Below are 23,052 nucleotides of genomic sequence, written 5' to 3' on the forward strand. Positions count from 1 at the left end.
TTCGTCGTTCGTGAGTGCAGTTGGGGATACGCCGGAACAGTTCACCCTTGAGACAGGTGAGTTAAGCTCCCTGCAAATCGAGGTGGCCCGCAAACTGATGCCTATTATTCGTGGTGGACGCTGGGCGGCAGGTGAAAAGATTTCCGATGCGGTGCTTGCGCGTGAGTTTGGCATTTCCCGCACCCCGGTCCGGCAAGTCCTGCAGTTTCTGACTGAAAAGGGCATGTTGGCACAGATCGACAACAGAGGTTTTGCACTGGTGCGTGCGCCAGCCGAAAACGACAGGCTGGACGAATTGGTGCCGCCATCAGGGGTGGATACACTTTACCGACAAATCATGCATGCGAGAGCAAACGGCTTGATCGGCAGCGAAGCCTCCGAGACGGAACTGCTGGAACATTTCGGCACGTCACGTGGTGTCGTGCGTCGTACACTGATGCGCCTGTCTGCCGAAGGACTGGCTGAGCGACGAGACGGACACGGCTGGCGTTTTGCCGAGTGCCTCGACAACCGGCAGGCAGTCAATGAAAGCTATGCTTTCCGCGCTATCATCGAGTGCGGCGCCGTCATGGAGGATACATTCAGGGTCGACATGGAAATGCTGCTGGCGCTCGAAAGCGAACAGACAACGCTACTCAATGCCCCCTTAGCATCCATCGAAGGATCCGCATGGTTTGAGGCAAATGCCCGTTTCCACGAAACTGTGGTTTCCTGGGCAAACAACCGATTTCTTGAGCAGGCAATCCGCCGCCAGAACAGCCTGCGGCGCATGACCGAATATGCCGAGTTTGCCGAGTTGAGCGAGGCTGGCGTGCGCAAGGCAGCGCGTGATCACCTGGCAATCCTCGAAGCCATCAAAAGCGATGACCGCAAGCTGGCTTCGGCGATCCTCTTCCGCCATCTCAGCCGTTCCTCCGCCGGTGGCGAAGCGCGCCCCGCCCGGCTGGGCGATTGATCGCAGATGGCAGCACGTATCTTTTGCCGTGACCTGTGTGCTGAGCGCGGCGAACCGGCATCGGGACTAGGCCCATCGTCAAAAAGCTATGTGCTGCTTCACTGGCCGCGCGGTGATTGGCGTGTGCCACGCATCAAGTCGCACGGCATGTCCGAGGGGCTTGGGCAAGCGATTTTGGCCGCAAACGCCGCAGGCATTCATGTTGCGCTGGTGGATGGCGACGACATCGGCTTCACGCATCAAGATACTGTCAGGGACCATGTAACGCCTGAGGAAGCCGAACAACTGTTGATGCATATTGCCGGTGGAGGCGTGCTTGAGGGCATACACGACCCACGCTTGACCATCGTATGCTGCACCGATGGAAAGCAGGACCCTTGCTGCGCCCGTTACGGCTTTGCGACATGGAAGGCTCTGCGGCAGGAAGCCGATCCAAATCGTTTTCGTATTCTGCAATCCACCCATCTCGGTGGATGCCGATTTGCCGCCTCGCTTGTCGTTTTACCACAAAGGGCCCGCTACAGCCGACTGGAACCATTGCAGGTTGGAGATTTTCTCAACTGCCTGGAACAGGGCATTCCCTACCTGCCCGCCTATCGCGGCAACCCCTCCTACGATGCGCCTGCGCAGACGGCAGAAATCGCGCTGCTGGAATGGGCAGGACAGCGCGGCATAGCGGGGGACGTGACACTTCACAAGACGGAGAGCGACATCTCCAACCCCGACCAAGTTCATTTCCACGCGACGATTGGCACGCAACACGCCACTGTAACAGTTGGCAGACCCGAGTTTGCGGTCAACACACGCTGCGTCACGATTGGTGAACCTGCGGGCACAAAAAATGTGGCGCGATGGGTCGCCACATCTGTTCTGGCCGAAAACTGAACACCGCAGTTTTCGGCCAAACCGATATTTCCTCAGCCTTCGAGAACTGCCGTGAAGAATGCCTTGACGGGCGGCTGAATGCCGGTGCCATCATGGCTGATGCCAGCAACCGTATCGAGACGCGGTTCGACACCAACCGCCTTCAGACCCTTTTCCAAGGTGCGCAAACGCTCAACGCGGGTTTCGCCGCTATCATTGATGCCCTCCATCCAGAAGGGTGACTTTGGCCCGACGGTGACATCCCAGGTTTCGATATCCGCGTCACCGATCACCAGCTGCACGGCCACCTGACGCATTGCATCGATATCAATGGGCTTGCCAAATATCTCTTCCATTCCGTTTAAACCGACCCACCACTTGGCACGATCATCGGGAAGTGTGACGGTACCCGGCGCGCCCACCGAAACGGCCCGAAGCCTGCGCGGGTGAAGGTAGAGAAAACGATGGGCAAATTGCGCGCCGCCGGAAAATCCGTGCATCAGCACCTTGTCTTTTTCGACACGGTAACGTGTCGCCAGTTCATCGATCATATCCAGCAGAACAAGATCATAACGAATGCCGTGATAGATCATGTGTTTGTAATTATGCAGATCATCAGGATCATCGATGCCAGCCGGGAAAAGCGGTGCCAGCAGAACGCATTGATGTTGTTCGGCAAAATCGATGAATTCATCCCGCAGGATATCAGCATCCCGCAGGCTGCCATGAACGAGAACGGCAAGCGGATGCACGGTTTCACCGGTCGGGTCATAACCTTCTGGAATATAGCAGCACCACGAAAAGCGCTGATCCATACGTGACGCAAAGATCGGTGTGCGGCCACGGCGATAGAAATTAAGTGGCGCAGCTTGTTGCGGGACAGACATGAAACAATTTCCCTTACAGTTTTTTCGGTGGTTGCTGGCTGGCGTAATCGGCCAGCACGCGGTTCATACGGGCAAGAATGCCCTTTAATGCCTCGTAACCGTCGTTACGTTCGCGTGTTGTCTCATCCATGTAGAGCTTGCGGTTGATCTCGAACTGCACACTGTGACGTTCAAGTGCAGGGTTTGAATAGGCCGCGACCAGTTCCGCGCCACGAAAAGGTTTATTGAGCGCAACGACCAGCCCCTCCGCTTCAAGAGTTTCGGTGATCAGCGCAATAAATTCACTGGAGGCTGACCCGCCATGCAGATCGCCAAGGCAAATATCTGCCCGCACCGTTCCCGCCGGATCAGACGAAATCGCATGGCCGACGGCGGTCATGGAATGGCAGTTGATGTGATAAACGCGACCAAAGCGGCTGTAGACCGCATTCAGCAGGCCAGCCAGATGCTCATGATAGGGCTGCCAGTAGGTCGCGATCCGCCCCTCAGCTTCCGCCACATTTATGGGTGCCGCATACATTGGCTCATCGCCCCAGGCATAACGCCACATCAAGCCCATGCCGCGTTTTGCGGTTGCGCTTTCACGCACCGGATGAGGCCAATCGCCGTCCACAAGCTGGGTGTCCATGTCGAGCAAGGACCGGTTCACATCGAGAAAACTGCGTGGAAAATGCGCACTCAGCAACGGTGCACCGACATCACATGCCGACAAAAACAGATCATCGACATGGGTGTCTGCGGCCACTCTCACACGCTCTGCGGAAACAGCGGGGTTGAAACCCTTGGGCATGTCCAGGCCGCTATGGGGGCTATCGAACACCATGGGGACCAAAGGCGTGCGGGGTGCAATCACTGAAAGCACGCCGTCCAGCGTCACATCTTGCAACTGGCCATAGAGCGGGGTCATTTTTGTATTCCTTCCGTTGCGCTCGGGTTCAGGCGCGCATTCACCTTGTCCACCGCGCGGGTGATGTCACCGAGCTTTTCGCCATCAAGCAGCCGCTGCATGGTACGGGCGACACGTGTTTCACGGGCAATGCAGGTCTCAGCTATGTCTGCGGCCTCATCTGCTGGCAGCACCACCACGCCGGAAGCATCCGCCAATACGATATCGCCCGGCAAAACCGGCACGCCACCACAGGCGATCGGACGATTGAATGTGCCGCCGAGATCAAGCTGGCGTGTTGTCACAGACGAAACACCGCGGCACCATACAGGGAGTCCTTCGGCGATGATTTCCGCCACATCGGTGCACGGGCCGTCAATTATCACACCGGCAACGCCCGCCATACGCGCAGCCCGTGCCACCGCACCGCCCAGGCAGGCATGGCGACTGTCGCCCAGCCTATCAATTACCAGCATGTCGCCGGGGCGCACCTGGCTCAGCGCATAATGCAAAAGGGTCGAGCACATGGCCGGAATGGCAAGCGTGACGGCAACACCGGCACGGGCCCGTTGTTGCGGTAGGATCGCCTGAATGGAACCGCTCATGAAACCGGTATGACGCAGATGCCCGACACTGGCCGTTTCGATCTGCTGCAATGCGTCGATAACATGCGGCGGAGGGCTCACCGGCATTGCACCGATACGTAACTCAGTCATGGCGTTCTCCTTGCGACGGGCCTGCGGCAGATGCCTCAAACGGCTGCACAGCATTTCGTGGATCGAAACCGGCCAGATGACGCATCAGCCGTGCGGTATGGCCGACAATATGGTCACAGATCACCTGGCCTTTTTCAGCACTTGCCAATGAGGCCCGACCACCGAGCATGCCGGCCGGATCAACCTCAGTGCAATCCAGCGGTATCTGGACCGGAATTCCTTCAAAACGAGTGGCCGAGACACCGCCGACAGGCAAACCAAACACACTGCCGCGCGGGGCAGGATCCCGCATCGCTTCGGTTCGAACCAGTTCGGGAAAAACATGCATATAAACCGAGGTCATCGGCTCACCGCCGTGGCCACGCACACGTGCAGCATCATCGCCGTAAAGCGACTTCCACAGGCTATCTGGCAGGCTCTGCCAGATATTCAGTGCCGGTATCAGCACGCCTTTTTCACGGCGCAACTTGCGGCAAACTTGATCGATCAGCGGCGCATTGGTTGTATGGCCGTTGAAAATCAGCAGTTGTTCATGGCCGTGATCAAGGAAGGAGGTCAGGATATCCTCGAGCACTGCAGTGAACGTCGCGGCACGTAACTGAATTCCACCGGCAATGGCGCGGAAAAATTCGGCATGGCCAAATGGTAGCACAGGTGCTGTCAGTCCGTCGCCCGCCCGGGCGCTCATTTCCGCCAGCCTTTGAGTCAGCATGAAATCACCCATCGGCGCATGCGGGCCCTGCTCTTCTTGCGACGCAAGCGGAATGAGAATGACTGCGGGACGCTTCATACGCTGCGCAAATGTCTCGTGTGTCATGCGGGAAATCGCAACCTGTTGATCGTCAACCATGCTGTTTCTCCCTTGCATGCTGCTCCAGCAATCGCCCCTTGATGTCAGGCAATTTAAGCTCGGATGAGTTGACATTCACCCGCCGCGAAAGCGTCATCACGTCGTCTGCAAAGCGTAAGCGGACAGTATCGCGGAACGCCGTTTCAACGAATATCCAGTCCATTTCCAGCACCGCGCCGACACCATCATTTTCAAGAAGACGGGCGGACGCCAAGACCCTCAACCCGCCAGCAGGCTGGTAGGAATGGTGCAGCCTTGCGCCGGGTATTGTGGTGACGGTTTCAACGTAAAACCCACATCCCGCCCGCATTTGATGTTCACCTTCGGCGTCACGAAGAATGACACTCAGTTCGTTATTGTCGGGCGCAAGAGCGATGCTTTTGATACCTTGTTCGTTGGGCTCGACCAACCATGTGCCGCATGGCACTTTGTCTGACGAAAACGGGTTGTCAGCGAAATTTTCAAGCCGCAATCCAGCCAGACGCGCTTCCAGTTTCTCGGCGCTCTCAGGGGTGCCACCGCCTTTCCCGAGTGCTGGACGCAGCACGTCATAGATAAGCTGATGGACACGGCGATCACTGTCTTCCAGCCCGCCGGTAAACGCCACGACGGCATTTTCATCCGGCAGCACGATACAATATTGGCCAAACAGGCCATTGGCGGAAAAGCTGTTATGTGGCCCACGCCACCATTGATAACCGTAGCCTTCACGCCGGCTAACCTTTTGACCGTCACCAACTTCGTCCGGGCCGAGATAATGGTCACCGGTAAACACACCGAGCACCACGTCGCGAATCTGCATGCCGGTTGCCGCTTGAACCCATGGGCGCGGCAGAAGCTGTCGGCCCTGCCATTCGCCACCCTGCAAATGCAATATACCGAGTTTCAGCATGTCCTCACTGGTGCAGCTGAGACCATTGCCGCCGGTGTTGACGCCGTCAGTGCCGGTGTCCCACGTCATGTTGGCGGACATGCCCATCGGCAGGAATATCCGCTCTGAGAGGTAATCCGCGATCATCCGTCCTGTGACCTGTTGCACGATGGCGGACAGCATGTAGCTTGCGGCACTGTCGTAGACGAACACGTCTCCAGGATTGTGGGGGCTCGGCTGGCGCAGGAAATCGTCCACCCAGCTTGAAAGCACTCGCCGCCAAGAGCCACCGGAAATGCCACGTCCGTGACCGCTGGTCATCGTCAGCAGATGCCGCACCTTCATGGCCCGGAGGTTATCGTCGACCGGTCCAGCATAGTCAGGGAAAAATTGCAGAACCGCATCATCGACCGACAGCAGACCATCCGAGACCGCCAGACCAACAGCCATGGAAGTAAAACTTTTGGTCACGGAATGCATCATATGCGGGCGGGCAAGTGAATAAGGTGCCCAGTAAGCGGTGGTGATCAGTGCACCATCCTGCCAGACGAGAAGGCTATGCAATTCGAGATCGTGACGTTTGATCTCATCCAGCATGGTAAGGATTATCGCTGGATCCGTGCCACGCGAAGCAGGTGTTGCCCGTGGCAGATCCGCGGTTATTGCTGTCATTTTCATTGCAATGCGTCCGCCTGCTGTTTTTCCGTTTCTGCGAAACGCCAATTCAGCGAAACGCCGGTTTCGGTGCGGGTTAGGGTTGGAATGGCGGACAGCAAGGCCCGCGTATATTCCGACTGCGGAGCATCGAAAATGTCGTCGCGGTTGCCTTGCTCGACGATGGCGCCATCACGCATCACCACTACCCGGTCTGCGAGCTGTTCGACTACACCCAGGTCATGGCTGATAAACAGGCACGAAAAACCATATCGTTTTTGCAGATCAGCCAGCAGTTCCAGCACTCTGGCACGCACAGTAACGTCAAGCGCCGACACCGCCTCATCAGCGATCACGAACTGCGGTCGCCCAACAATGGCACGCGCAATTGCCACGCGCTGACGCTGGCCGCCGGAAAGCTCGTGCGGGAACCGGTCAAGATAACGCCCGTCCAGCCCCACCTCTTCCAGAATGGCGCGGGTTCGTTGCTGCTTTTCTTCCCCCATCGACGTAGTGTCGTGACGCAAGGCTTCCGCCACGATATCGCGTATTTTCATGCGCGGATCGAGTGAACCGAACGGGTCCTGAAAGATCATCTGGCAATTGAGACGGTAGTTACGCCATGCCGGTGAATCCGGCTTTACCTCTTCACCGTCAAAGAAAATACGGCCGGCGGATGCAGGAACCAGCCCGGCAATACAACGACCAAGCGTGGTCTTGCCGGAACCGGAGGCGCCGACCAGCGCCACGATTTCACCCGGCCGCACGACAAGGTCGACGCCATGCAAAGCTTTCTTGGTCGTATTCGGTGCCAGAAAACCAGCGCGGGCGCTGTATGTCACCTCGATGCCCCGCACTTCCATGACCGGTTTCGATTGCGGATCAATATCTCTCAGCGGCCCACGCATCGGCATGCATTGCAGCAACTCGCGCGTGTAATCGTGGCGCGGGTTAGAGATGATGTCGGTTACCGGACCCTGCTCGACAATCTCGCCTTGTCGCATCACGATCACACGGTCGCAATAACGCGCCACCATGGGCAAGTCATGGCTGATCATCAACAGTGCCGTGTTTTCACTGCGCACCATCTCCAACATCAGTTCCAGCACTTCGCGCTGCACCAGCGCATCAAGCGCCGTAGTCGGCTCGTCGGCTATCAGCAGGGATGGTCGCAGCAGCATGGCAGATGCCAGCATCATGCGTTGGCGCATGCCGCCGGAAAAATGGTGCGGAAAGGCCAACAAGGCACCTTCTGGATCATGAATGCCAACCCGCCGCAAAATCTCGAGAATTTTGGCGCGCCGCGCCGCAGCATCCAGCTGCGTATGCAGTTTCAGTGGCTCTTCCAGTTGCTTGCCGATGGTCATCGACGGATTGAGTGAGGTCATCGGCTCCTGAAACACCATGCCCAGCCGGGAGCCGCGCAATGCGCGGATGTCCTTACCTTTCATTGATGGTACCGAGCGACCTTCGAAACGGATATCTCCACCGGAAATGGCGATAGCTGGTGGTTGGAGACCCATGAGGCTGCGTGCCACCATGGTTTTTCCCGAACCGCTTTCGCCGACAATACCGACGATTTCACCCGCACCAACGCTGAACGAAACATCGCGGACGATGCGGTGATCATCGATTCCATTCACGGAAAGGCTAAGCTTTTCGACCTGAATAAGAGGCTGTTTCATTGCTTACAATCCTCGCATGCGGGGGTCGAAACGGTCGCGGATCGCATCACCGAACAGATTTATGCCAAGCAGCGACAGCGAAATGCAGAGACCAGGGAAGATGCCGAGCCATACAGCTTCTGCGATATGGGGACGGCCACTGGCCAGCATGTTGCCCCAGGTCGGCGCTGGCGGCGGCACACCAAGACCAAGGAAGCTGAGTGCACTCTCAGTCAGCAGGACCGATCCGAACATGGAGGTTGCCAGCACGATCACCGGACCAAGGCAGTTCGGCACGATGTGGCGGAACATGGTGTAGGCGGCCGAATTGCCCATGATGCGGGACGCTTCGATAAATTCCCGCTCACGCAGCGACAGCACCGAGCCACGCACAACGCGAACCATGGACGGCGTATAGGCAATGCCGAGCGCCAGGATGATGCCGTACATATTGGCGCCGGTAATCGACAGCAGCGCCAGCGCCAGCAACATGCTGGGAAACGCCAGCAGCGCATCGTTGAATGCCATGATGACGCGGTCCGTCCAGCCACGGGCATAACCCGCCAGAACACCAAACGACACGCCGGCCAGAACTGCAATACACACCGTCACAAGGCTGATCGACACACTGGTACCTGCCGCCGTCATCAGTCGGGACAGCACGTCACGACCGAATTCATCGGTCCCAAGCCAGTGGGTAGCATCCGGCGCCTGCAACTTGGAGCGCAGATCGATGCGCATCGGATCGAAAGGTGTCCAGATGCGTCCGGCAAGCGCCGCCCCGAAAAAACAGGCGAGAAGGGCGCCGCCGAGGATACGGTTTCGTTGATGGCGTTTCATTCTGCAGTCACTCTCGGATCGAACAGGGGATAGAGCAGGTCAACCAGCAAATTGACGAGCAGGTAGGTGACAGCCACAAACAGCAGGCATCCCTGCACCACAGCGTAATCACGAGCGTAGATGGAATCGACAATCAGTCGGCCGAGGCCCGGAATGGTGAACACGGTTTCCACCACCGCAACACCGCCAAGAAGGTTGCCGAGAATAAGACCGATCAGCGTCCAGGTCGGGCCAAAAGCATTGCGTGCCGCGTGGCGCAGAAGCACCGCCGCCTCACCCAACCCCTTGGCGCGGGCATGGGTAATGTAATCCAGCCGCAGGACATCAAGCGTCGAGGCACGGGCCATACGAACGATAATGCCTACTTCATGGAGCACCAGCGTTGCCACTGGCATGATCAGGTAGATCAATCCGGCAATCGGGTCGTCAGTGACCGAGACATAACCCAGCACCGGTAACCAGCCGAGTTTGAGGCCGAAGCCGAGCAGGATCATCAATCCCAACCAGAAGGTCGGGACTGAAAGCAGCAAAGTGGACATGGCAACAATAGCAAGATCAAGTCCGCCATTCTGTTTCCATGCCGCTGCCATGCCGAGTGGCACGGCAATGAGTACGGAAAGACCAACTGCAATCAGCACCATCCACGCACTGGTCGAAAAACGCTGCAACACAAGATCAAGCACCGGTTGGCCATTCAGCACAGAGTGGCCGAGGTCACCTTGCACGACATTGCCGAGCCAGATGACAAATTGCAGCGGCACGGGTTTATCCAGTCCCATCGTCTTGCGGGCGGCGGCCAGCGCATCCGCATCGGCGAGATCGCCGAGCATCAGACTGGCCGGGTCGCCGGGTATCAGGCGGATGAGGCCAAACACCGCCACAGAAACGATGAACAGGGTGGGGACTGCCGACAATAATCGGCTCAGGGCAAATTTCAGCATGGTCAGTATCCGCCAGTCATTCTCACTGGGTTTTCTCGACACCCCAGAAGCGGGCGAAGCCCTGCCAGGTGCGATATCCCTTCACCTTCGGGCCGGACACGCCGACATCGAGGCCGTTGGCCAGCATCACCAGCGGTGCCTGCTCCAGAAAACGGGCATGCAGGTCATCAAAGATTGCCTGACGTTTTGCCTGATCGGTTTCCTGCAGCGCCTGATTGACGAGTGTGCTGACATCAGCATCATCCCAGACAGCATTGGCTTTTTTGGCTTTCGAACCGACAACGGTCTGATAGGCGAGCGCCGGATCGGTGCGGTTGGAATAATTGAATGCCATGATCTGGTATTTGCCGCTGTTGAAGCGGTCGAGTTGGCTTGCCCATTCAAGAACTTCGATTTCCGCATTGATACCGGCAGACTGCAACATGGCCTGCGCGATGATTGCGGTATCGTAGTTGATGGCCGAGCGACGGTTGGTGAGAATATTGATTTTCTCGCCCTTGTAGCCTGCCTTGTCGAGCAAGGCCTTCACCGCAGTTGGGTCATAGGTGTACCCATTATCCTGTGCCGCCGTATGATAAAGCGAGCCGGATGCAACGAGCGAATTGTTGGGAACGCCCAGCCCGTAGGTTACTGAATCAACGATCTGCGGTGTATCCAGCGCGGCAATGACAGCCTGACGCATTTCAACCTTGGACATCAACGGATCGGCGGTCTGGAACAGCATGGTCACGAGGCCACCGTGAGGAGCCGCAACAATGTTGAAGTCCTTTTCGTCCTTCAACTTTGCGGCCTCGCCCGGTGGCAGGTAGGGCAGCACATCAAGAGCGCCACTTTTGAGACCGGCCACCGCCGTTGCGGTGTCTGGCACCACAACATACTTCACCTCATCCACAAGGACTTCCTTGCGTCCGCCGTAACCATCGGGCTGCTCTCCTGAAATGGAGTAGTCAGCGAACTTCTTCAGTGTCAGCCCCTGCCCGCGCTTCCATTCGCCGAATTCAAATGGGCCGGTGGCGACTGGCGCCTTCCACTTACCGTCATCTCCGAATGACGCACGGTGGACGATACCTGTAGAACCACACTGCGCCTGCGCCATATAGTTCAGGAACATCGCGTCGGGACGATCAAGCGTTACGACAACCGTGTTGTCCTTCGCCTCGATTGTTTCCACCTTGGCGTCACGGCTGCCATCAAAGAATGTCTTGCAGCTGAATTCCGGATCACGAATGAGCTTTTCAAGGCTCCACTGCACATCGGCAGCGGTCATCGTCTCACCATTGTGAAATTTCACGCCGTCACGCAGCGTAAATGTATAGGTTTTGCCATCGTCGGATACGGTCCATTCCTTGGCCAGCATCGGGTGAATTTCGCCCCTATCACCTGCCGCAACCAGTCCTTCAACCACGTTGAGCATGACGGAATCCGTGCCAGCATCGCGGTTTATACCCGGTTGGGAGCTTCTGATATCAGCGGTAATCTGAACGTTCAGTGTGTTGGCTACAGCCAGTCCGGGGATAGCTAGGGCCACAGATGCAAATAATGCACGCAAGGCCGGTTTCGACAGTGACATAAGTTCGCCCTCTTGTTTTATGTTGATGTAAAAAACATTTCATATGTAAAAATCATAGTCAAGCATGTTTCGATGTGCATTATGAAAACATGTTCGAACCACCCCAGATTACGCCATTCCGCAACTGTAGCGGCGGCCGCATGGAGGAAAAACTGAAACTGGATGCAATAGACCTGCGCATTATCGAGGCCATGAAGCGCAATGGGCGCCTGACCAAACAGGCGCTGGCGGAGGCCGTTGGCCTGTCGGCCACCCCTGCCTGGGCGCGATTGAAACGGCTTGAGGCACAAGGCGTGATCACCGGCTATCACGCCCGCATATCGAGGGCGGAACAACCACTGCCCGTTCGGGTGCTGATGGAAATAACACTGGCCAGCCATCGCCATTCGGATTTCAAACGCTTCGAGAGCGCTGTCAGTGACATAGCGGAAATTGTGTCCTGCTGGTCAGTCGGCGGTGGCGTCGATTATTTCCTGACCGTGGAAACCACTGATATCGACAGTTATCAACGCCTCGTCGACCGAATGCTGGCCATGGAAATTGGTATCCAGCGCTACTTTACCTATATCGTGACCCGGGCTGTAAAAGACCGGATGGACTAAATTCAATCCAGGATCAGACCGGACGGGCTGCACAGCAGCTCTCTTTGGCCCGATCATGTCGCCGTGTTCTGCAATACTCGCTGTATTCAATAACAGCCAAGGACAGAACACATGAGCGAGGCCCGGATGAGCCGCCACGAAAGGCGGCATGCCGCACTCGACAGCCTGAATGATCCGGGCCTGCTGCGCGAGCTTTCCTACTCCGGCGGGCGCTGGATCGCCGGACCTGCCGATTTTGCAGTCAATGACCCGGCAAGCGGTCTGCCGGTGGCACGGGTCACTGCCGTCGGTGTGGACGACGTTCGCGAGACCGTCGCGGCAGCCGCGGCTGCATTTCCCGTCTGGCAGGCATTGTTGCCGGAACAGCGTGGCACCCTATTGCGTCGCTGGGCGGAGCTTATTCGCGAACACCGCGAGGATCTGGCGCGGATCATGGTGCTTGAACAGGGCAAGCCGTTCAATGAAGCACTAGGAGAACAGGATTACGCCGCCTCGTTCCCGGAATGGTATGCAGAAGAGGGCAAACGCCTCAACACGGAGAGCGTAACGTCGCATCTTCCTGGCGCGGAGATGATTGTCCGCAGGGAAGCGATTGGCGTTGCCGCATTGGTGACGCCGTGGAACTTTCCTTCCGCGATGCTGACACGTAAGGCAGCTGCCGCACTGGCAGCGGGCTGCACGGTCGTCGCCCATCCCTCTGGAGAAACACCGCTTTCTGCGTTGGCCTTGGTGGAACTCGCCGAGCGTGCCGGCATTCCCTCGGGTGTCTTGAATGTACTGACCGGCGATTCCAAAGAAATCGTCGGAGCACTGTGCGATGACAATCGTGTCGGCGCACTGAGTTTTACGGGATCAACCACCGTCGGAAAACTGATTGCCGCACGGTGTGTACCCTCGATGAAACGGTTGGTCATGGAACTGGGTGGCCATGCACCTCTGATTGTTTTTGAAGATGCAGACGTATCGCGTGCAGTCGACATCGCCATGGACGCAAAATTTGCGACCTCCGGCCAAGATTGCCTCGCGGCAAACCGCATCTTCGTGCATCGCTCGATCTACGAACAGTTTCTGACGCAATTCACCAAACGTATTGCCGCCCTTCGCGTAGGCAACGGACTGGATCAGGCAACGGAGATCGGTCCGCTGATGCATCAGCGGGCAATAGACAGCGTTGAAAACCAGGTGAAGGATGCAATGGCCTATGGTGCACGCTGCCTGACCGGCGGAAAACGTCACCCGGCCGGATCACTGTTTTACACCCCTACTTTGCTTGCCGACGTGCCGGATGACGCACTTATCATGCACCAGGAGACATTCGGCCCTGTGGCCGCAGTCAACGCATTCGACAGCGAAGAAGAGGTCATCAGACGCGCCAATAATACCGATTACGGCCTTGTCGCCTATGTGCTGACGGAAAACGGCGCGCGCCAGTGGCGCATGGGACGCGCACTGCAATTTGGCATGGTTGCCATCAACCGCATCAAAATCACCGGCGGCCCGGTGCCATTCGGCGGCTGGAAACAGTCCGGGGTGGGGCGTGAGGGCTCACGCCACGGCATCGAGGCATTCACTGAACTCAAATATCTGTGCATCGACACCCCCGCTGACCGCGGGATGGAAAGGAACTACGCATGAACGACCATCGCAACGATCTTAACGCTTGGGACCGCAATCACTTTTTCCACCCCTCGACGGCCATGGGCGCCCATGCACGCGGTGAAAGCCCCATTCGCACCATCGCCAGCGGCGAAGGCGTCTACATTACCGACACCAATGGTCGCCGCAGCCTTGATGCCTTCGGCGGTCTCTACTGCGTGAATGTCGGTTACGGCCGCCAGAAAATTGCCGACGCCATTGCCGAACAGGCGCGGTCACTGGCTTACTATCACGCCTATGTCGGTCATGGCACCGAAGCGTCAGTAACACTGGCGCGGATGATCATTGAACGGGCACCGCGCAATATGAGCCGCGTCTATTTCGGCCTTTCCGGGTCCGATGCCAACGAGACCAACATCAAGTTGATCTGGTATTACAACAACGTACTCGGCCGTCCGGAAAAGAAGAAGATCATTTCGCGTTGGCGCGGTTACCACGGTTCTGGCATCATGACCGGCAGCCTGACTGGCCTTGAAGCGTTCCAGAAGGCTTTCGACCTGCCTCGCGCGCCGATCCTGCATACCGAAGCACCCTATTTCTTCCGCCGCGAAGACCGCAGCATGGATGAGGCCCAGTTTTCGGCACACTGCGCAAACAAGCTGGAAGAGCTTATTCTAGCCGAAGGCCCAGATACGATTGCCGCATTCGTGGGAGAGCCAATTCTCGGCACCGGCGGCATCGTGCCACCGCCACAGGGTTACTGGCAGGCCATTCAGGCCGTTTTGCGCAAATACGATATCTTGTTGGTTGCCGATGAAGTCATCACCGGCTTTGGGCGATTGGGCAGCATGTTCGGCTCAGATCATTACGGCATGGAACCGGACCTGATCACCATCGCAAAGGGACTGACCTCTGCCTATGCACCGCTTTCCGGCAGCATCGTCAGCGAAAAAATGTGGAATGTTCTGGTTCAGGGTTCTGATCAGCTCGGGCCGATCGGCCATGGCTGGACCTACTCTGCCCACCCTATCTGCGCCGCAGCCGGTGTCGCCAATCTAGAGCTGATCGACGAATTGGGTCTGCTAGAGAACGCACGCGTTACCGGCGCATGGTTCCGCGATGCACTGGCACAGGCCGTTGGCGGCCACGCCAATGTCGGTGATGTGCGTGGTGACGGCCTGATGGCCGCCGTGGAACTGGTGGAAGATCGCGATGATCGCCGTTTCTTTGATCCATCAAAGAAAGTCGGCGCCTCCATCGTCGCGGCCATGCTGGAGAGAGGCATCATTGCCCGCGCCATGCCGCAGGGCGACATCATCGGCTTTGCGCCGCCGCTGTGCCTGACACGTGAAGAGGCAGAAGAGATTGTTTCGGTCACCGCCGACGCCGTCAGACAGGTGCTGGGATAAATGCGCCAGCCAATCCATTTCCAGATCAGGGATACCGTCGCATGACAAAAAATTCCGGACATAAATCAGCCGTCTGGCTCTCCGGGCCGAACATCGCAGCTGCAGAAATTGCTGCCTCCATCGGCTACACCGCCGTCGTGCTCGATATCGAGCACGGCAGTTTTGACCTCGACACACTTGAACGGTTCATTCCGGTTCTCAAGGGTTTGGGACTGGAGGTCCTGGCCAAGGTATTGGCGCCTGAGCGTGGTCCCATCCAGCAGGCGCTGGATTTCGGCGCAGATGCCGTGGTCATTCCCCACATTCTTGATGCTGCCCATGCAGAGAAAACATGTGCCTTTGCAAAGTTCCCGCCGCATGGCGAGCGCAGCTTTGCCGGAGGTCGAACCGTGGCCTATGGCAGTCCCGATGACCAATGGTTCATCGATCAGGATCGCAAGACCAGGTGTTACCCAATGATCGAACACGCCAGCGCATTGAGAGATATCGAACACATCCTGTCACTCGACACAGTGGACGGCGTTTTTATTGGTCCGAGCGATCTCTCCCTGCGGCGCGGCCGCGGATCCTACAAACGCAGCGAGGCCGATTTTGCCGATCTGAAAGCGATTGCCGATGCAGCTAAGGCCGCTGGCAAACACTGGCTGCTACCAGCCTGGAGTGTCTCCGAAAAGCAATTCGCCCTAGAAAATAATGCCCACACACTTGTGTTGACCATGGAGCATGGTGCCATCGCACTTGGTTTTCGTGACGCCTGGAACACCACCGCGCAACTTCTCTCGCCAGCGCACTGACAAAGGAAATAGCGACATGAAAATCTCACTGATCCAGATGAATTCGCAAAACGACAAGGCGGCGAACCTGCAAACCGCGGCGAAGCTTATTGAGACCGCCATCCGCGATGAAAAACCTCAACTCGTCGTCTTGCCGGAATATTTTGCATTTTTGGATGATGACAGAAACGCCATGCACGCCAGTGCTGAAATATTTCCCGGTGGCGAGACTTGGTCCTTTCTCTCAGAAACCGCAGCGCGACATGGCGTAACCTTGCATGCGGGATCGATCGTCGAAAAGGAAGGAGAGGACTTCTACAATACGTCACTGGTGTTCGGACCGGACGGACAACAGATAGCACGATACCGCAAGATCCATCTTTTTGATGTCGAAACGCCTGAAGGCATTGTCTACCGCGAGTCTGACTCCATCCGTCGCGGTGAGGATGTCGTCACCTACAAGGTCGGAGATATCACCGTTGGCTGCGGCATTTGCTACGATATCCGTTTTCCCGAGCTGTTTCAGCGGTTGCGTGACCTTGGCTCCGAAATCATTGTCCTGCCTGCCGCATTTACGCTCTCGACCGGCAAGGACCACTGGGAAATTCTGGCACGAGCGCGCGCCATTGAAACGCAGACATATTTTGTGGCTGTTGGACAAACCGGGACTCATGCCGGTGGTAGGAAGGCATGTTACGGCCACTCGATGGTGGTCAATCCTTGGGGTCACATGATTGCGCAGAGCCCGGATTTGGTAACCGCCATTACGGCGCGGATTGACCTACCATACATAAAGTCCGTCCGGCAAAACCTGCCAGTTGCCAACCATTGCGTGATGCGTTCAAGACCGGGCGCGACCCAGGCCTAAAGGCTGGTTTCGCGACGCGTAAACAAACGGCGTTCCGCTCTCGCGGGCGGAGTGTCATTTTTGATATCTGCAATAAAGCACTAAATCGACGTTAGGTCCGGCACACTTGAAACCTGCTGGATGACCTGCCGCAGGTTCTCGACAAACAGGCTGGCAAGCGCACTTGGTGTTCTTTCACTGCCAATCAGCATCAATTGCTGCGTGTGATGCGCGAGTTCATGGATCGGAATATAGACTAGCCTGCCCTGCCTTAGCTCATATTCGATATCGAATGGCGTCAGGAAAGTAATACCCTCGTCCGACAGGGCCGTGTGCCGCATGACCTCAATCGAGTTGGTTTCGACCGCAAACTGCGGCTCCAGCTTCATTTTGCTAAACAGCCTGTCGAGATGCGGCCGGATAGCCATGGTCATATCCGCAACGATCAGACGGTAACCGATGCAATCACTGATCCGAATGCTGGACCGCGACGCCAGCGGATGATCCGGCGCCATGACAGCGCCCAGACGGCCGATTGCTACATCAAGAACGCGGATGTTGGGTCTGGATGGAAAGTCGAATCCGATACCGATATGTGCCTCACCATTTTCCACGCTGTCCATGATGTCATCACCAGTCGGCAGCAGCCGAAGCTGGAGTTTGACGCGCGGATTACGCTTCTGGAAATGCGCAACAGCACGCGGCACCAGGTTGGCGGCAAGGCCGCTCATAACCGCGACCGTAATTTCACCCCGTCTTAAGCCTTTCAGCTCCTCGATCTGCGACTGGACGCGCTCCATGTCCTTCAACGTCGCACGGATATGTCTAATGAGAATTTCACCCGCCGCCGTCAGCAACAGCTTGCGGGTCGTGCGCTGAAAAATCGGCGTTCCGAGCTCCTCTTCGAACGCAAGAATCTGCCGGCTGACCGCGGACGGCGCGACATTGAGTTTTTCGGCGGCCTTACGGATCGAGCCTGAACGGGCCACTTCATCGAAATAGCTGAGCAATCTGGCGTGCAGCATAACGTCAAATCCATGTTGCCCAAAAGGCAACGCAAACAACACAATTAAGCGCTTTTAATTCATTTTATCCTTGCTAACAATGTTCATGCGCCTGAAAAAACGCCACGCCTACAAACTAGGCAAATACTCCATAGGAAGCGAATATGAAAACCTTTTCTTTTGAAAATGCGACAAGTGCCGAGGCGTTCCAGATCTCGCCGACGGATACCAACTACTTCGCCATCCTGTTCGACCCGAAATCCGCACCAACCGACAACATCTTCGTCGTCGAAATCTTCAATGTCGGTGGCGCAACGCCGCCCAACAGCCACTCAGATGCGCATGAATTTTTCTACGTGCTGCACGGTGAAGGCACCGCCGCAAGCGACGGCGACGAAATGCCGATCAAGAAAGGTGATGCATTGTTGCTCAACCCCGGCAGCGTCCACATTGTCAAAAACACGGGCACATCAAAGCTTTACACACTGACCGTGATGACGCCGAACCAGGATTTTTCCGAACTTATCCGCAGCGGCCAGCGCATCAGCCTCGACGAAGAAGACCTTCGCGTTCTGCAGGGGCTTTGATCAATGGACACTATGGCAAGCCAGCCGCACCTCAATCCCCTCGGCCCATCAGCCCGCAACGAATGGCGGGTTTCAGCTGACACGGTCAACATGATCCGTGTACCGGTCAGCGCACGTCCAGTCTCGGTACAGGACCGTAACCGCACCATCACATTCGACGCGGCCCGCACCGCGGTCATCGTCATCGATATGCAGAACGACTTCTGCCATCCCGACGGCTGGCTTGCCCATATTGGCGTAGACGTTACCCCTGCACGCGCGCCGATTGAGCCGTTAAAAGCGCTTTTACCAGTGCTGCGCAAATCCGACGTCCCCGTGATCTGGGTGAACTGGGGCAACAGGGCGGACCGCGCCAACCTTTCGCCCGGCGTGCTGCATGTCTACAATTCGGACGGCGTCAGCATCGGCATCGGCGACAAGTTGCCATCACGCAACGCGGAGGTTCTTCAGGTCGGAAGCTGGGCTGCACAGGTCGTTGATGAACTGGCTATCGAGCCGGATGATATCTGTGTCGACAAATACAGCATGTCCGGTTTTCATGACACGGTTCTGGAAAGCATCCTGCGCAATCTCGGCGTTACAACCTTGCTGTTTGCTGGCGTGAATGCGGACCAATGTGTTCTGTGCACACTACAGGACGGAAACTTCCGGGGTTTCGACTGCATCATGCTGGAAGATTGTTCGGCCACGACATCACCGACCTTCTGCATGGATGCTACCCTCTACAATGTGCGCCAGTGCTTCGGTTTTGTCTGCGGTTCCAACGAAATTCGGGAGCAGCTGGCATGACGACGAACACCACTCCGTCAAGCGCAGCCGTATTGCCGGTCAATTTGCCCGACGTCATCGCCGAAGTCACCATTTTGTGTGACGCCTATGAGGTGGCATTGATGGCGAATGATCTGGACACGCTTGACGCGCTTTTCTGGTCTGCCAGCGAAACGCTACGCTACGGCATTGCCGAAAATCTCTACGGCATAGAAGAAATCCGCGCCTACCGTGTCGGGCGTACTGGTGGTTCGCCGCAACGGGACGTCCTTCGCCGCGTCATCACGACCCACGGAACCGATGTCGCGACCTGTAATCTTGAATTTATCAGGCCAGCAACCGGCACCCGAGGGCGCCAGAGCCAGACCTGGATACGTACCGTCGACGGCTGGAAAATTGCCGCCGCTCACGTCTCACTCATCAACGCCGACCGTTAAGCCGCAGGAGGCCGGAATGTCTGATATTCATGCCTTCATTTCAGATCTTGGCGATATTCCCGCAACAACAGATCCACGCACCATCCGGACAAAAAGCCGCGATCACTATTCGCTGAGCCCGCTCTTGCAAAAGACACTGGCGGGATTGCAGGCGGAACTGGTGGTGTCGCCCCGCACCAAGGATGAGGTTCTGACTGTTGCCAAAGCCGCCCACAAACACCGCATATCACTGACACCACGTGGTGCGGGAACTGCAAATTATGGTCAGAGTGTTCCCCTTCGTGGCGGTGCCATGCTGGACCTTTCCGGGCTGAGCGGCATCGTATCCATTCGCGATGGTGCGGTGCGGGCACGTGCGGGAACAAAGATCGAGGATATCGAGGCCGCAGTTCAGGAAACGGGACAGGAACTGCGTTTCTTCCCGACCACCAGACGACAGGCAACGATTGGCGGTTTCATCGCAGGCGGCACGGGTGGTGTGGGTTCTATCACCTGGGGCGTTCTGCGTGACCGGGGCAACATCATCGCACTGGAAGCCTGTTCCGTCGAAGCGGAGCCGCAACTGGTGGAACTGCGCGGCAAGAAGACCCGTCTTCTGCAGCATGGCTACGGCACCAACGGCATCATTACCGAAGTTGAATTTGCGCTGGCACCGGCCCGCAAATGGGTTGAGATCCTGGTCGGTTTCAACGACTACCCGACGGCCATACGTCACGCCCTGGCAATCGGTTACGAGACCGGGCTCGTCAAAAAACTCGCCTCGGCTTACGAGTGGCCAATCGGTCAGTGGCTTACCCCTTTCGCACCCTTCGTGCCGCAAGGGCAGTCCGTGGTCATGGCGATGATCGATGCATGCTCAATGGAGCTGTACCGCGAGATGGTCAGCGAAGCCGGGGGCACGACCCTGACCGAAGCGCCTGAGGCCCAAGGCCCCTATGGCAGGCCAATGTATGAATTTGCCTTTGGTCACACAACGCTTCAAGTCCAGAAAACCGTGCCGACGGTCACAGAGGTTGAGGGATTTTTCCGCTCAAGCGACCTCGAGGGTCAGGTTTTGCGGGTTTATGAGCGCATCCGTCACACCGGCCCCCTGCGGCTGGAGGTTCGCCGCTGGGAAGGCGATCTCGTTTGCTCCGGCTCAACCTTCATCACGTTCGAAAAGGAAGAAGAGGTCGACGATGTCGTGCGGATGATGCGGGAAGAGGGAATTCGCGTCGCCAATCCCCATGCCTCAAACGTCCGTGGCGTCGGAAAGAAGGAAATCGGCCCGGCCGACATCGCCTTCAAGAAACGCATGGATCCCGAAGGCCTGCTCAATCCGGGCCGTTTCGAGATTGATGAAACCAAGGATGCCGTCATCGATAAATTTTTGAAAACCGATGGCTGGCTGGAAGCCAAAACCGCCTGATCGCATACCCCAAAACAACAATGAGGGAACAATGGAAATGAAGATAGGCACTTACCTGAAATCCTCCATCGCGGCCGTGGCCGTGTTTGCAGGCCTCGCCGCTCCCGCAGCCGCCAACGAACCAGTCACCTTTCAGCTAAGCTGGAAAGCCCAGCCGGAATTTGCAGGTTTCTATGAAGCTCTTGAGAAAGGCTATTATGCCGCCTGCGGCATCGACATGACATTGCGCGAAGGGGCACCTGGTATCGATCCAACTCAGCTTCTGACAACAGGCGCGGTGGATGTGGCGCTGCTGCCGCAGAATGATGGCGTTTTGCGCATGAATTCGGTCGGCTTCCCGGCCAAGGCCGTGATGGCCTCAATGCAGAAGTTCCTGACGGTGATGTTGTATCATGATGAATCCGGCATCAAGACGCCCGAAGACATCAAGGACAAACCTGTCTTGATTTCGCAGAGCAACCGCACGACTTTCTGGCCATTCCTGAAATCCAAATATGGCTACACCGACGATCAGCTGCGCACTTACACTGGCCAGATAGCAACCTGGATGTCGGACAAAACCTCCATCCAGCAGGGTGTCGTGACGCAGGAACCGTTCCGCATCAAGGCTGAGACCGGCAAGCTGCCATCCTACTTCCTGCTGTCGGACATGGGTTACAACCCCTACACCGTGATCGTCGTGGTCTCGCAGAAGATGATCGATGAGAAGCCTGAGGTCGTGCAGTGCCTGGTTGACGGCTCTCGCAAGGGCTGGGTCGATTTCCTGAAAGACCCGTCGGTCGCTTTTGCTGCCATCAACAAGCTCAATCCCCAGATCACCAAAGAGCTGATGGATTACAGCCACGAGATGATGACGGCCAATAACCTGGTCGAAAACGACGACACCGCCAAACACGGTATTGGCTGGATCTCAGCTGAGCGATGGAAGTCTCACTATGAGATGCTGGTCGCTAACGGTCTGTTTGCTGCGGACTTCGACTACGCCAGCGCCTTTACGACACGGTTCCTTGAAAAGCCGATGAACTGACAACGACGTCGAGGGCGGGCGCTTGCCGCCCCTCTCACAACACTTCGCATAATAACCGGGAATATGACTATGAACCTGAAATCGCATTGGTGGTGGGATCTGACGGCGCGTGACTTTGCAACGCTGGACATGAGCAAGATCGTGGCCGTTCTGCCGGTTGGCGCCGTCGAACAACACGGACCGCATCTACCCGTCCGAGTGGACGCCGCCATAAACAATGGCATCATGGAACATGCGGTCGCCAAGATGGCACCCGATTTTCCAGCCCTTATCCTGCCAACCATGAGTGTTGGCAAATCCAACGAACATTCTGCCTTCCCCGGAACATTGACACTGTCTGCCGAAACGCTCGGCCGTCTCTGGTACGAAGTCTGCGAAAGCGCCTACCGCGCTGGTGTGCGCAAAGTGCTGTTCGTCAATTCGCATGGTGGCCAGCCGCAGGTCATGGAAATCGTCTGCCGCCAATTGCGGGTCAATCTCGGCATGTTCGCCGTTTCGTCGCAGTGGTCGCGCTTCACCGACCTGAGCGACCTGTTCGATGGCGAAGAACGCAAACACGGCATTCATGCCGGCGAAGTCGAAACCAGCGTCCTGCGTTACTTGCACCCGGAACTGGTCGACATGCAATATGCCGAGGATTTCGTACCGCTCTCCAAGCAGCTTGAAAAAGAATACGACATGCTGATGACCGAAGGCGGTGCAGTCGGTTTCGGCTGGCAGTCGCAGGATATTCACCCGTCCGGCGCTTGCGGCAATGCCGCCGCAGCCGACGCGGAGCGCGGCCGCATCACCGTCGAGCGGGCGTCTGACCGACTGATCAAGCTGATCGGCGAAATTGCCCACTACCCACTCGATCGCATCACGTCCGAGACAATGTACACGAAGGGGAAATGAGC

Annotated in this window: 23 protein-coding genes; 13 read left to right on the plus strand and 10 right to left on the minus strand. The window is 57.0% G+C overall.

Annotated elements, in window-relative coordinates:
* The first annotated feature begins 10 nt into the window (after nt 1-10).
* Entirely contained in the window at nt 11-955 is a 945-nt protein-coding gene (locus IB237_RS12250; RefSeq protein ID WP_192488960.1) for a GntR family transcriptional regulator, read from the plus strand.
* A gap of 6 nt (nt 956-961) precedes the next feature.
* The gene (locus tag IB237_RS12255) at nt 962-1,840 is read left to right on the plus strand and encodes a sucrase ferredoxin (protein ID WP_210323931.1); all 879 of its coding nucleotides are present in this window, start codon (nt 962-964) and stop codon (nt 1,838-1,840) included.
* Nucleotides 1,841-1,872: 32 nt separating this feature from the next.
* Here IB237_RS12255 and IB237_RS12260 read toward each other — a convergent pair whose 3' ends face one another.
* Genes IB237_RS12260 through IB237_RS12300 form a run of 9 tightly spaced genes read right to left on the minus strand, consistent with a single transcriptional unit; the run spans nt 1,873 to nt 11,698 of the window.
* Entirely contained in the window at nt 1,873-2,706 is an 834-nt protein-coding gene (locus tag IB237_RS12260) for an alpha/beta hydrolase (RefSeq protein ID WP_192488961.1), read from the minus strand.
* A gap of 13 nt (nt 2,707-2,719) precedes the next feature.
* Entirely contained in the window at nt 2,720-3,613 is an 894-nt protein-coding gene (locus tag IB237_RS12265) for an N-formylglutamate amidohydrolase (RefSeq protein WP_192488962.1), read from the minus strand.
* Entirely contained in the window at nt 3,610-4,308 is a 699-nt protein-coding gene (locus IB237_RS12270; protein ID WP_192488963.1) for an RraA family protein, read from the minus strand. Before IB237_RS12270 ends, IB237_RS12265 begins: the two co-directional genes overlap by 4 nt.
* A complete protein-coding gene (locus IB237_RS12275) occupies nt 4,301-5,158 on the minus strand; it encodes a creatininase family protein (RefSeq protein WP_192488964.1) in 858 nt (285 codons plus the stop codon). Before IB237_RS12275 ends, IB237_RS12270 begins: the two co-directional genes overlap by 8 nt.
* Nucleotides 5,151-6,707, minus strand: a complete 1,557-nt coding sequence (locus IB237_RS12280) for a serine hydrolase (RefSeq protein ID WP_192488965.1) — start codon at nt 6,705-6,707, stop codon at nt 5,151-5,153. The genes IB237_RS12275 and IB237_RS12280 overlap by 8 nt, the downstream gene beginning before the upstream one ends.
* Nucleotides 6,704-8,368, minus strand: a complete 1,665-nt coding sequence (locus tag IB237_RS12285) for an ABC transporter ATP-binding protein (RefSeq protein WP_192488966.1) — start codon at nt 8,366-8,368, stop codon at nt 6,704-6,706. Before IB237_RS12285 ends, IB237_RS12280 begins: the two co-directional genes overlap by 4 nt.
* Before the next feature lie 3 nt (nt 8,369-8,371).
* Entirely contained in the window at nt 8,372-9,187 is an 816-nt protein-coding gene (locus IB237_RS12290; RefSeq protein ID WP_060725923.1) for an ABC transporter permease, read from the minus strand.
* Nucleotides 9,184-10,128 carry an ABC transporter permease gene (locus tag IB237_RS12295; protein ID WP_192488967.1) on the minus strand — a complete coding sequence of 315 codons (945 nt, stop codon included), beginning with the start codon at nt 10,126-10,128 and terminating at the stop codon, nt 9,184-9,186. Before IB237_RS12295 ends, IB237_RS12290 begins: the two co-directional genes overlap by 4 nt.
* Nucleotides 10,129-10,150: 22 nt before the next feature.
* Nucleotides 10,151-11,698 carry an ABC transporter substrate-binding protein gene (locus tag IB237_RS12300; protein ID WP_192488968.1) on the minus strand — a complete coding sequence of 516 codons (1,548 nt, stop codon included), beginning with the start codon at nt 11,696-11,698 and terminating at the stop codon, nt 10,151-10,153.
* 140 nt (nt 11,699-11,838) lie between these two features.
* On the opposite strand from IB237_RS12300, the gene IB237_RS12305 reads away from it, so the two are divergent.
* From IB237_RS12305 to IB237_RS12325, 5 genes are all read left to right on the plus strand, one after another.
* Nucleotides 11,839-12,300, plus strand: coding sequence for an Lrp/AsnC family transcriptional regulator (locus tag IB237_RS12305; RefSeq protein WP_192489414.1), 462 nt, complete (start codon nt 11,839-11,841; stop codon nt 12,298-12,300).
* 126 nt (nt 12,301-12,426) lie between these two features.
* Nucleotides 12,427-13,935 (plus strand): NAD-dependent succinate-semialdehyde dehydrogenase, encoded by a 1,509-nt coding sequence (locus IB237_RS12310; RefSeq protein ID WP_246787934.1) that lies wholly within the window; start codon nt 12,427-12,429, stop codon nt 13,933-13,935.
* The gene (locus IB237_RS12315; RefSeq protein ID WP_192488970.1) at nt 13,932-15,305 is read left to right on the plus strand and encodes an aspartate aminotransferase family protein; all 1,374 of its coding nucleotides are present in this window, start codon (nt 13,932-13,934) and stop codon (nt 15,303-15,305) included. The genes IB237_RS12310 and IB237_RS12315 overlap by 4 nt, the downstream gene beginning before the upstream one ends.
* A 41-nt stretch (nt 15,306-15,346) precedes the next feature.
* A complete protein-coding gene (locus IB237_RS12320; protein WP_192488971.1) occupies nt 15,347-16,099 on the plus strand; it encodes an aldolase/citrate lyase family protein in 753 nt (250 codons plus the stop codon).
* A 16-nt stretch (nt 16,100-16,115) separates the two neighbouring features.
* Entirely contained in the window at nt 16,116-16,946 is an 831-nt protein-coding gene (locus IB237_RS12325) for a carbon-nitrogen hydrolase family protein (RefSeq protein WP_192488972.1), read from the plus strand.
* A gap of 80 nt (nt 16,947-17,026) precedes the next feature.
* On the opposite strand, the gene IB237_RS12330 is transcribed toward IB237_RS12325, so the two are convergent.
* The gene (locus IB237_RS12330) at nt 17,027-17,950 is read right to left on the minus strand and encodes a LysR family transcriptional regulator (RefSeq protein ID WP_192488973.1); all 924 of its coding nucleotides are present in this window, start codon (nt 17,948-17,950) and stop codon (nt 17,027-17,029) included.
* Between the two features lie 143 nt (nt 17,951-18,093).
* On the opposite strand from IB237_RS12330, the gene IB237_RS12335 reads away from it, so the two are divergent.
* The 6 genes from IB237_RS12335 to IB237_RS12360 all read left to right on the plus strand — a co-directional run bounded on the left by IB237_RS12335 (nt 18,094) and on the right by IB237_RS12360 (nt 23,050).
* The gene (locus IB237_RS12335; protein ID WP_192488974.1) at nt 18,094-18,516 is read left to right on the plus strand and encodes a cupin domain-containing protein; all 423 of its coding nucleotides are present in this window, start codon (nt 18,094-18,096) and stop codon (nt 18,514-18,516) included.
* A gap of 3 nt (nt 18,517-18,519) precedes the next feature.
* Nucleotides 18,520-19,305 carry a cysteine hydrolase family protein gene (locus IB237_RS12340; RefSeq protein ID WP_192488975.1) on the plus strand — a complete coding sequence of 262 codons (786 nt, stop codon included), beginning with the start codon at nt 18,520-18,522 and terminating at the stop codon, nt 19,303-19,305.
* A complete protein-coding gene (gene hpxZ, locus IB237_RS12345) occupies nt 19,302-19,721 on the plus strand; it encodes an oxalurate catabolism protein HpxZ (protein WP_210323932.1) in 420 nt (139 codons plus the stop codon). The genes IB237_RS12340 and hpxZ overlap by 4 nt, the downstream gene beginning before the upstream one ends.
* Nucleotides 19,722-19,737: 16 nt before the next feature.
* Nucleotides 19,738-21,129, plus strand: coding sequence for an FAD-binding oxidoreductase (locus IB237_RS12350; protein ID WP_192488976.1), 1,392 nt, complete (start codon nt 19,738-19,740; stop codon nt 21,127-21,129).
* Between the two features lie 31 nt (nt 21,130-21,160).
* Nucleotides 21,161-22,156, plus strand: coding sequence for an ABC transporter substrate-binding protein (locus tag IB237_RS12355; protein WP_192488977.1), 996 nt, complete (start codon nt 21,161-21,163; stop codon nt 22,154-22,156).
* Between the two features lie 69 nt (nt 22,157-22,225).
* Entirely contained in the window at nt 22,226-23,050 is an 825-nt protein-coding gene (locus IB237_RS12360; protein WP_192488978.1) for a creatininase family protein, read from the plus strand.
* Nucleotides 23,051-23,052: the final 2 nt, after the last annotated feature.

Origin of the sequence: Agrobacterium sp. AGB01, assembly GCF_014851585.1 — a bacterium.
In the GTDB taxonomy this organism is placed as follows: Bacteria; Pseudomonadota; Alphaproteobacteria; order Rhizobiales; family Rhizobiaceae; genus Agrobacterium.

Coding starts and splice junctions, on each gene's coding strand:
- IB237_RS12300 (WP_192488968.1), bottom strand. CDS start 11,698: ATGTCACTGTCGAAACCGGCCTTGCGTGCATTATTTGCATCTGTGGCC.
- IB237_RS12355 (WP_192488977.1), top strand. CDS start 21,161: ATGGAAATGAAGATAGGCACTTACCTGAAATCCTCCATCGCGGCCGTG.
- IB237_RS12305 (WP_192489414.1), top strand. CDS start 11,839: ATGGAGGAAAAACTGAAACTGGATGCAATAGACCTGCGCATTATCGAG.
- IB237_RS12295 (WP_192488967.1), bottom strand. CDS start 10,128: ATGCTGAAATTTGCCCTGAGCCGATTATTGTCGGCAGTCCCCACCCTG.
- IB237_RS12335 (WP_192488974.1), top strand. CDS start 18,094: ATGAAAACCTTTTCTTTTGAAAATGCGACAAGTGCCGAGGCGTTCCAG.
- IB237_RS12330 (WP_192488973.1), bottom strand. CDS start 17,950: ATGCTGCACGCCAGATTGCTCAGCTATTTCGATGAAGTGGCCCGTTCA.
- IB237_RS12260 (WP_192488961.1), bottom strand. CDS start 2,706: ATGTCTGTCCCGCAACAAGCTGCGCCACTTAATTTCTATCGCCGTGGC.
- IB237_RS12270 (WP_192488963.1), bottom strand. CDS start 4,308: ATGACTGAGTTACGTATCGGTGCAATGCCGGTGAGCCCTCCGCCGCAT.
- IB237_RS12280 (WP_192488965.1), bottom strand. CDS start 6,707: ATGAAAATGACAGCAATAACCGCGGATCTGCCACGGGCAACACCTGCT.
- IB237_RS12290 (WP_060725923.1), bottom strand. CDS start 9,187: ATGAAACGCCATCAACGAAACCGTATCCTCGGCGGCGCCCTTCTCGCC.
- IB237_RS12325 (WP_192488972.1), top strand. CDS start 16,116: ATGAAAATCTCACTGATCCAGATGAATTCGCAAAACGACAAGGCGGCG.
- IB237_RS12360 (WP_192488978.1), top strand. CDS start 22,226: ATGAACCTGAAATCGCATTGGTGGTGGGATCTGACGGCGCGTGACTTT.
- IB237_RS12285 (WP_192488966.1), bottom strand. CDS start 8,368: ATGAAACAGCCTCTTATTCAGGTCGAAAAGCTTAGCCTTTCCGTGAAT.
- IB237_RS12315 (WP_192488970.1), top strand. CDS start 13,932: ATGAACGACCATCGCAACGATCTTAACGCTTGGGACCGCAATCACTTT.
- IB237_RS12320 (WP_192488971.1), top strand. CDS start 15,347: ATGACAAAAAATTCCGGACATAAATCAGCCGTCTGGCTCTCCGGGCCG.
- IB237_RS12275 (WP_192488964.1), bottom strand. CDS start 5,158: ATGGTTGACGATCAACAGGTTGCGATTTCCCGCATGACACACGAGACA.
- IB237_RS12265 (WP_192488962.1), bottom strand. CDS start 3,613: ATGACCCCGCTCTATGGCCAGTTGCAAGATGTGACGCTGGACGGCGTG.
- IB237_RS12350 (WP_192488976.1), top strand. CDS start 19,738: ATGTCTGATATTCATGCCTTCATTTCAGATCTTGGCGATATTCCCGCA.
- IB237_RS12310 (WP_246787934.1), top strand. CDS start 12,427: ATGAGCCGCCACGAAAGGCGGCATGCCGCACTCGACAGCCTGAATGAT.
- IB237_RS12255 (WP_210323931.1), top strand. CDS start 962: ATGGCAGCACGTATCTTTTGCCGTGACCTGTGTGCTGAGCGCGGCGAA.
- IB237_RS12340 (WP_192488975.1), top strand. CDS start 18,520: ATGGACACTATGGCAAGCCAGCCGCACCTCAATCCCCTCGGCCCATCA.
- hpxZ (WP_210323932.1), top strand. CDS start 19,302: ATGACGACGAACACCACTCCGTCAAGCGCAGCCGTATTGCCGGTCAAT.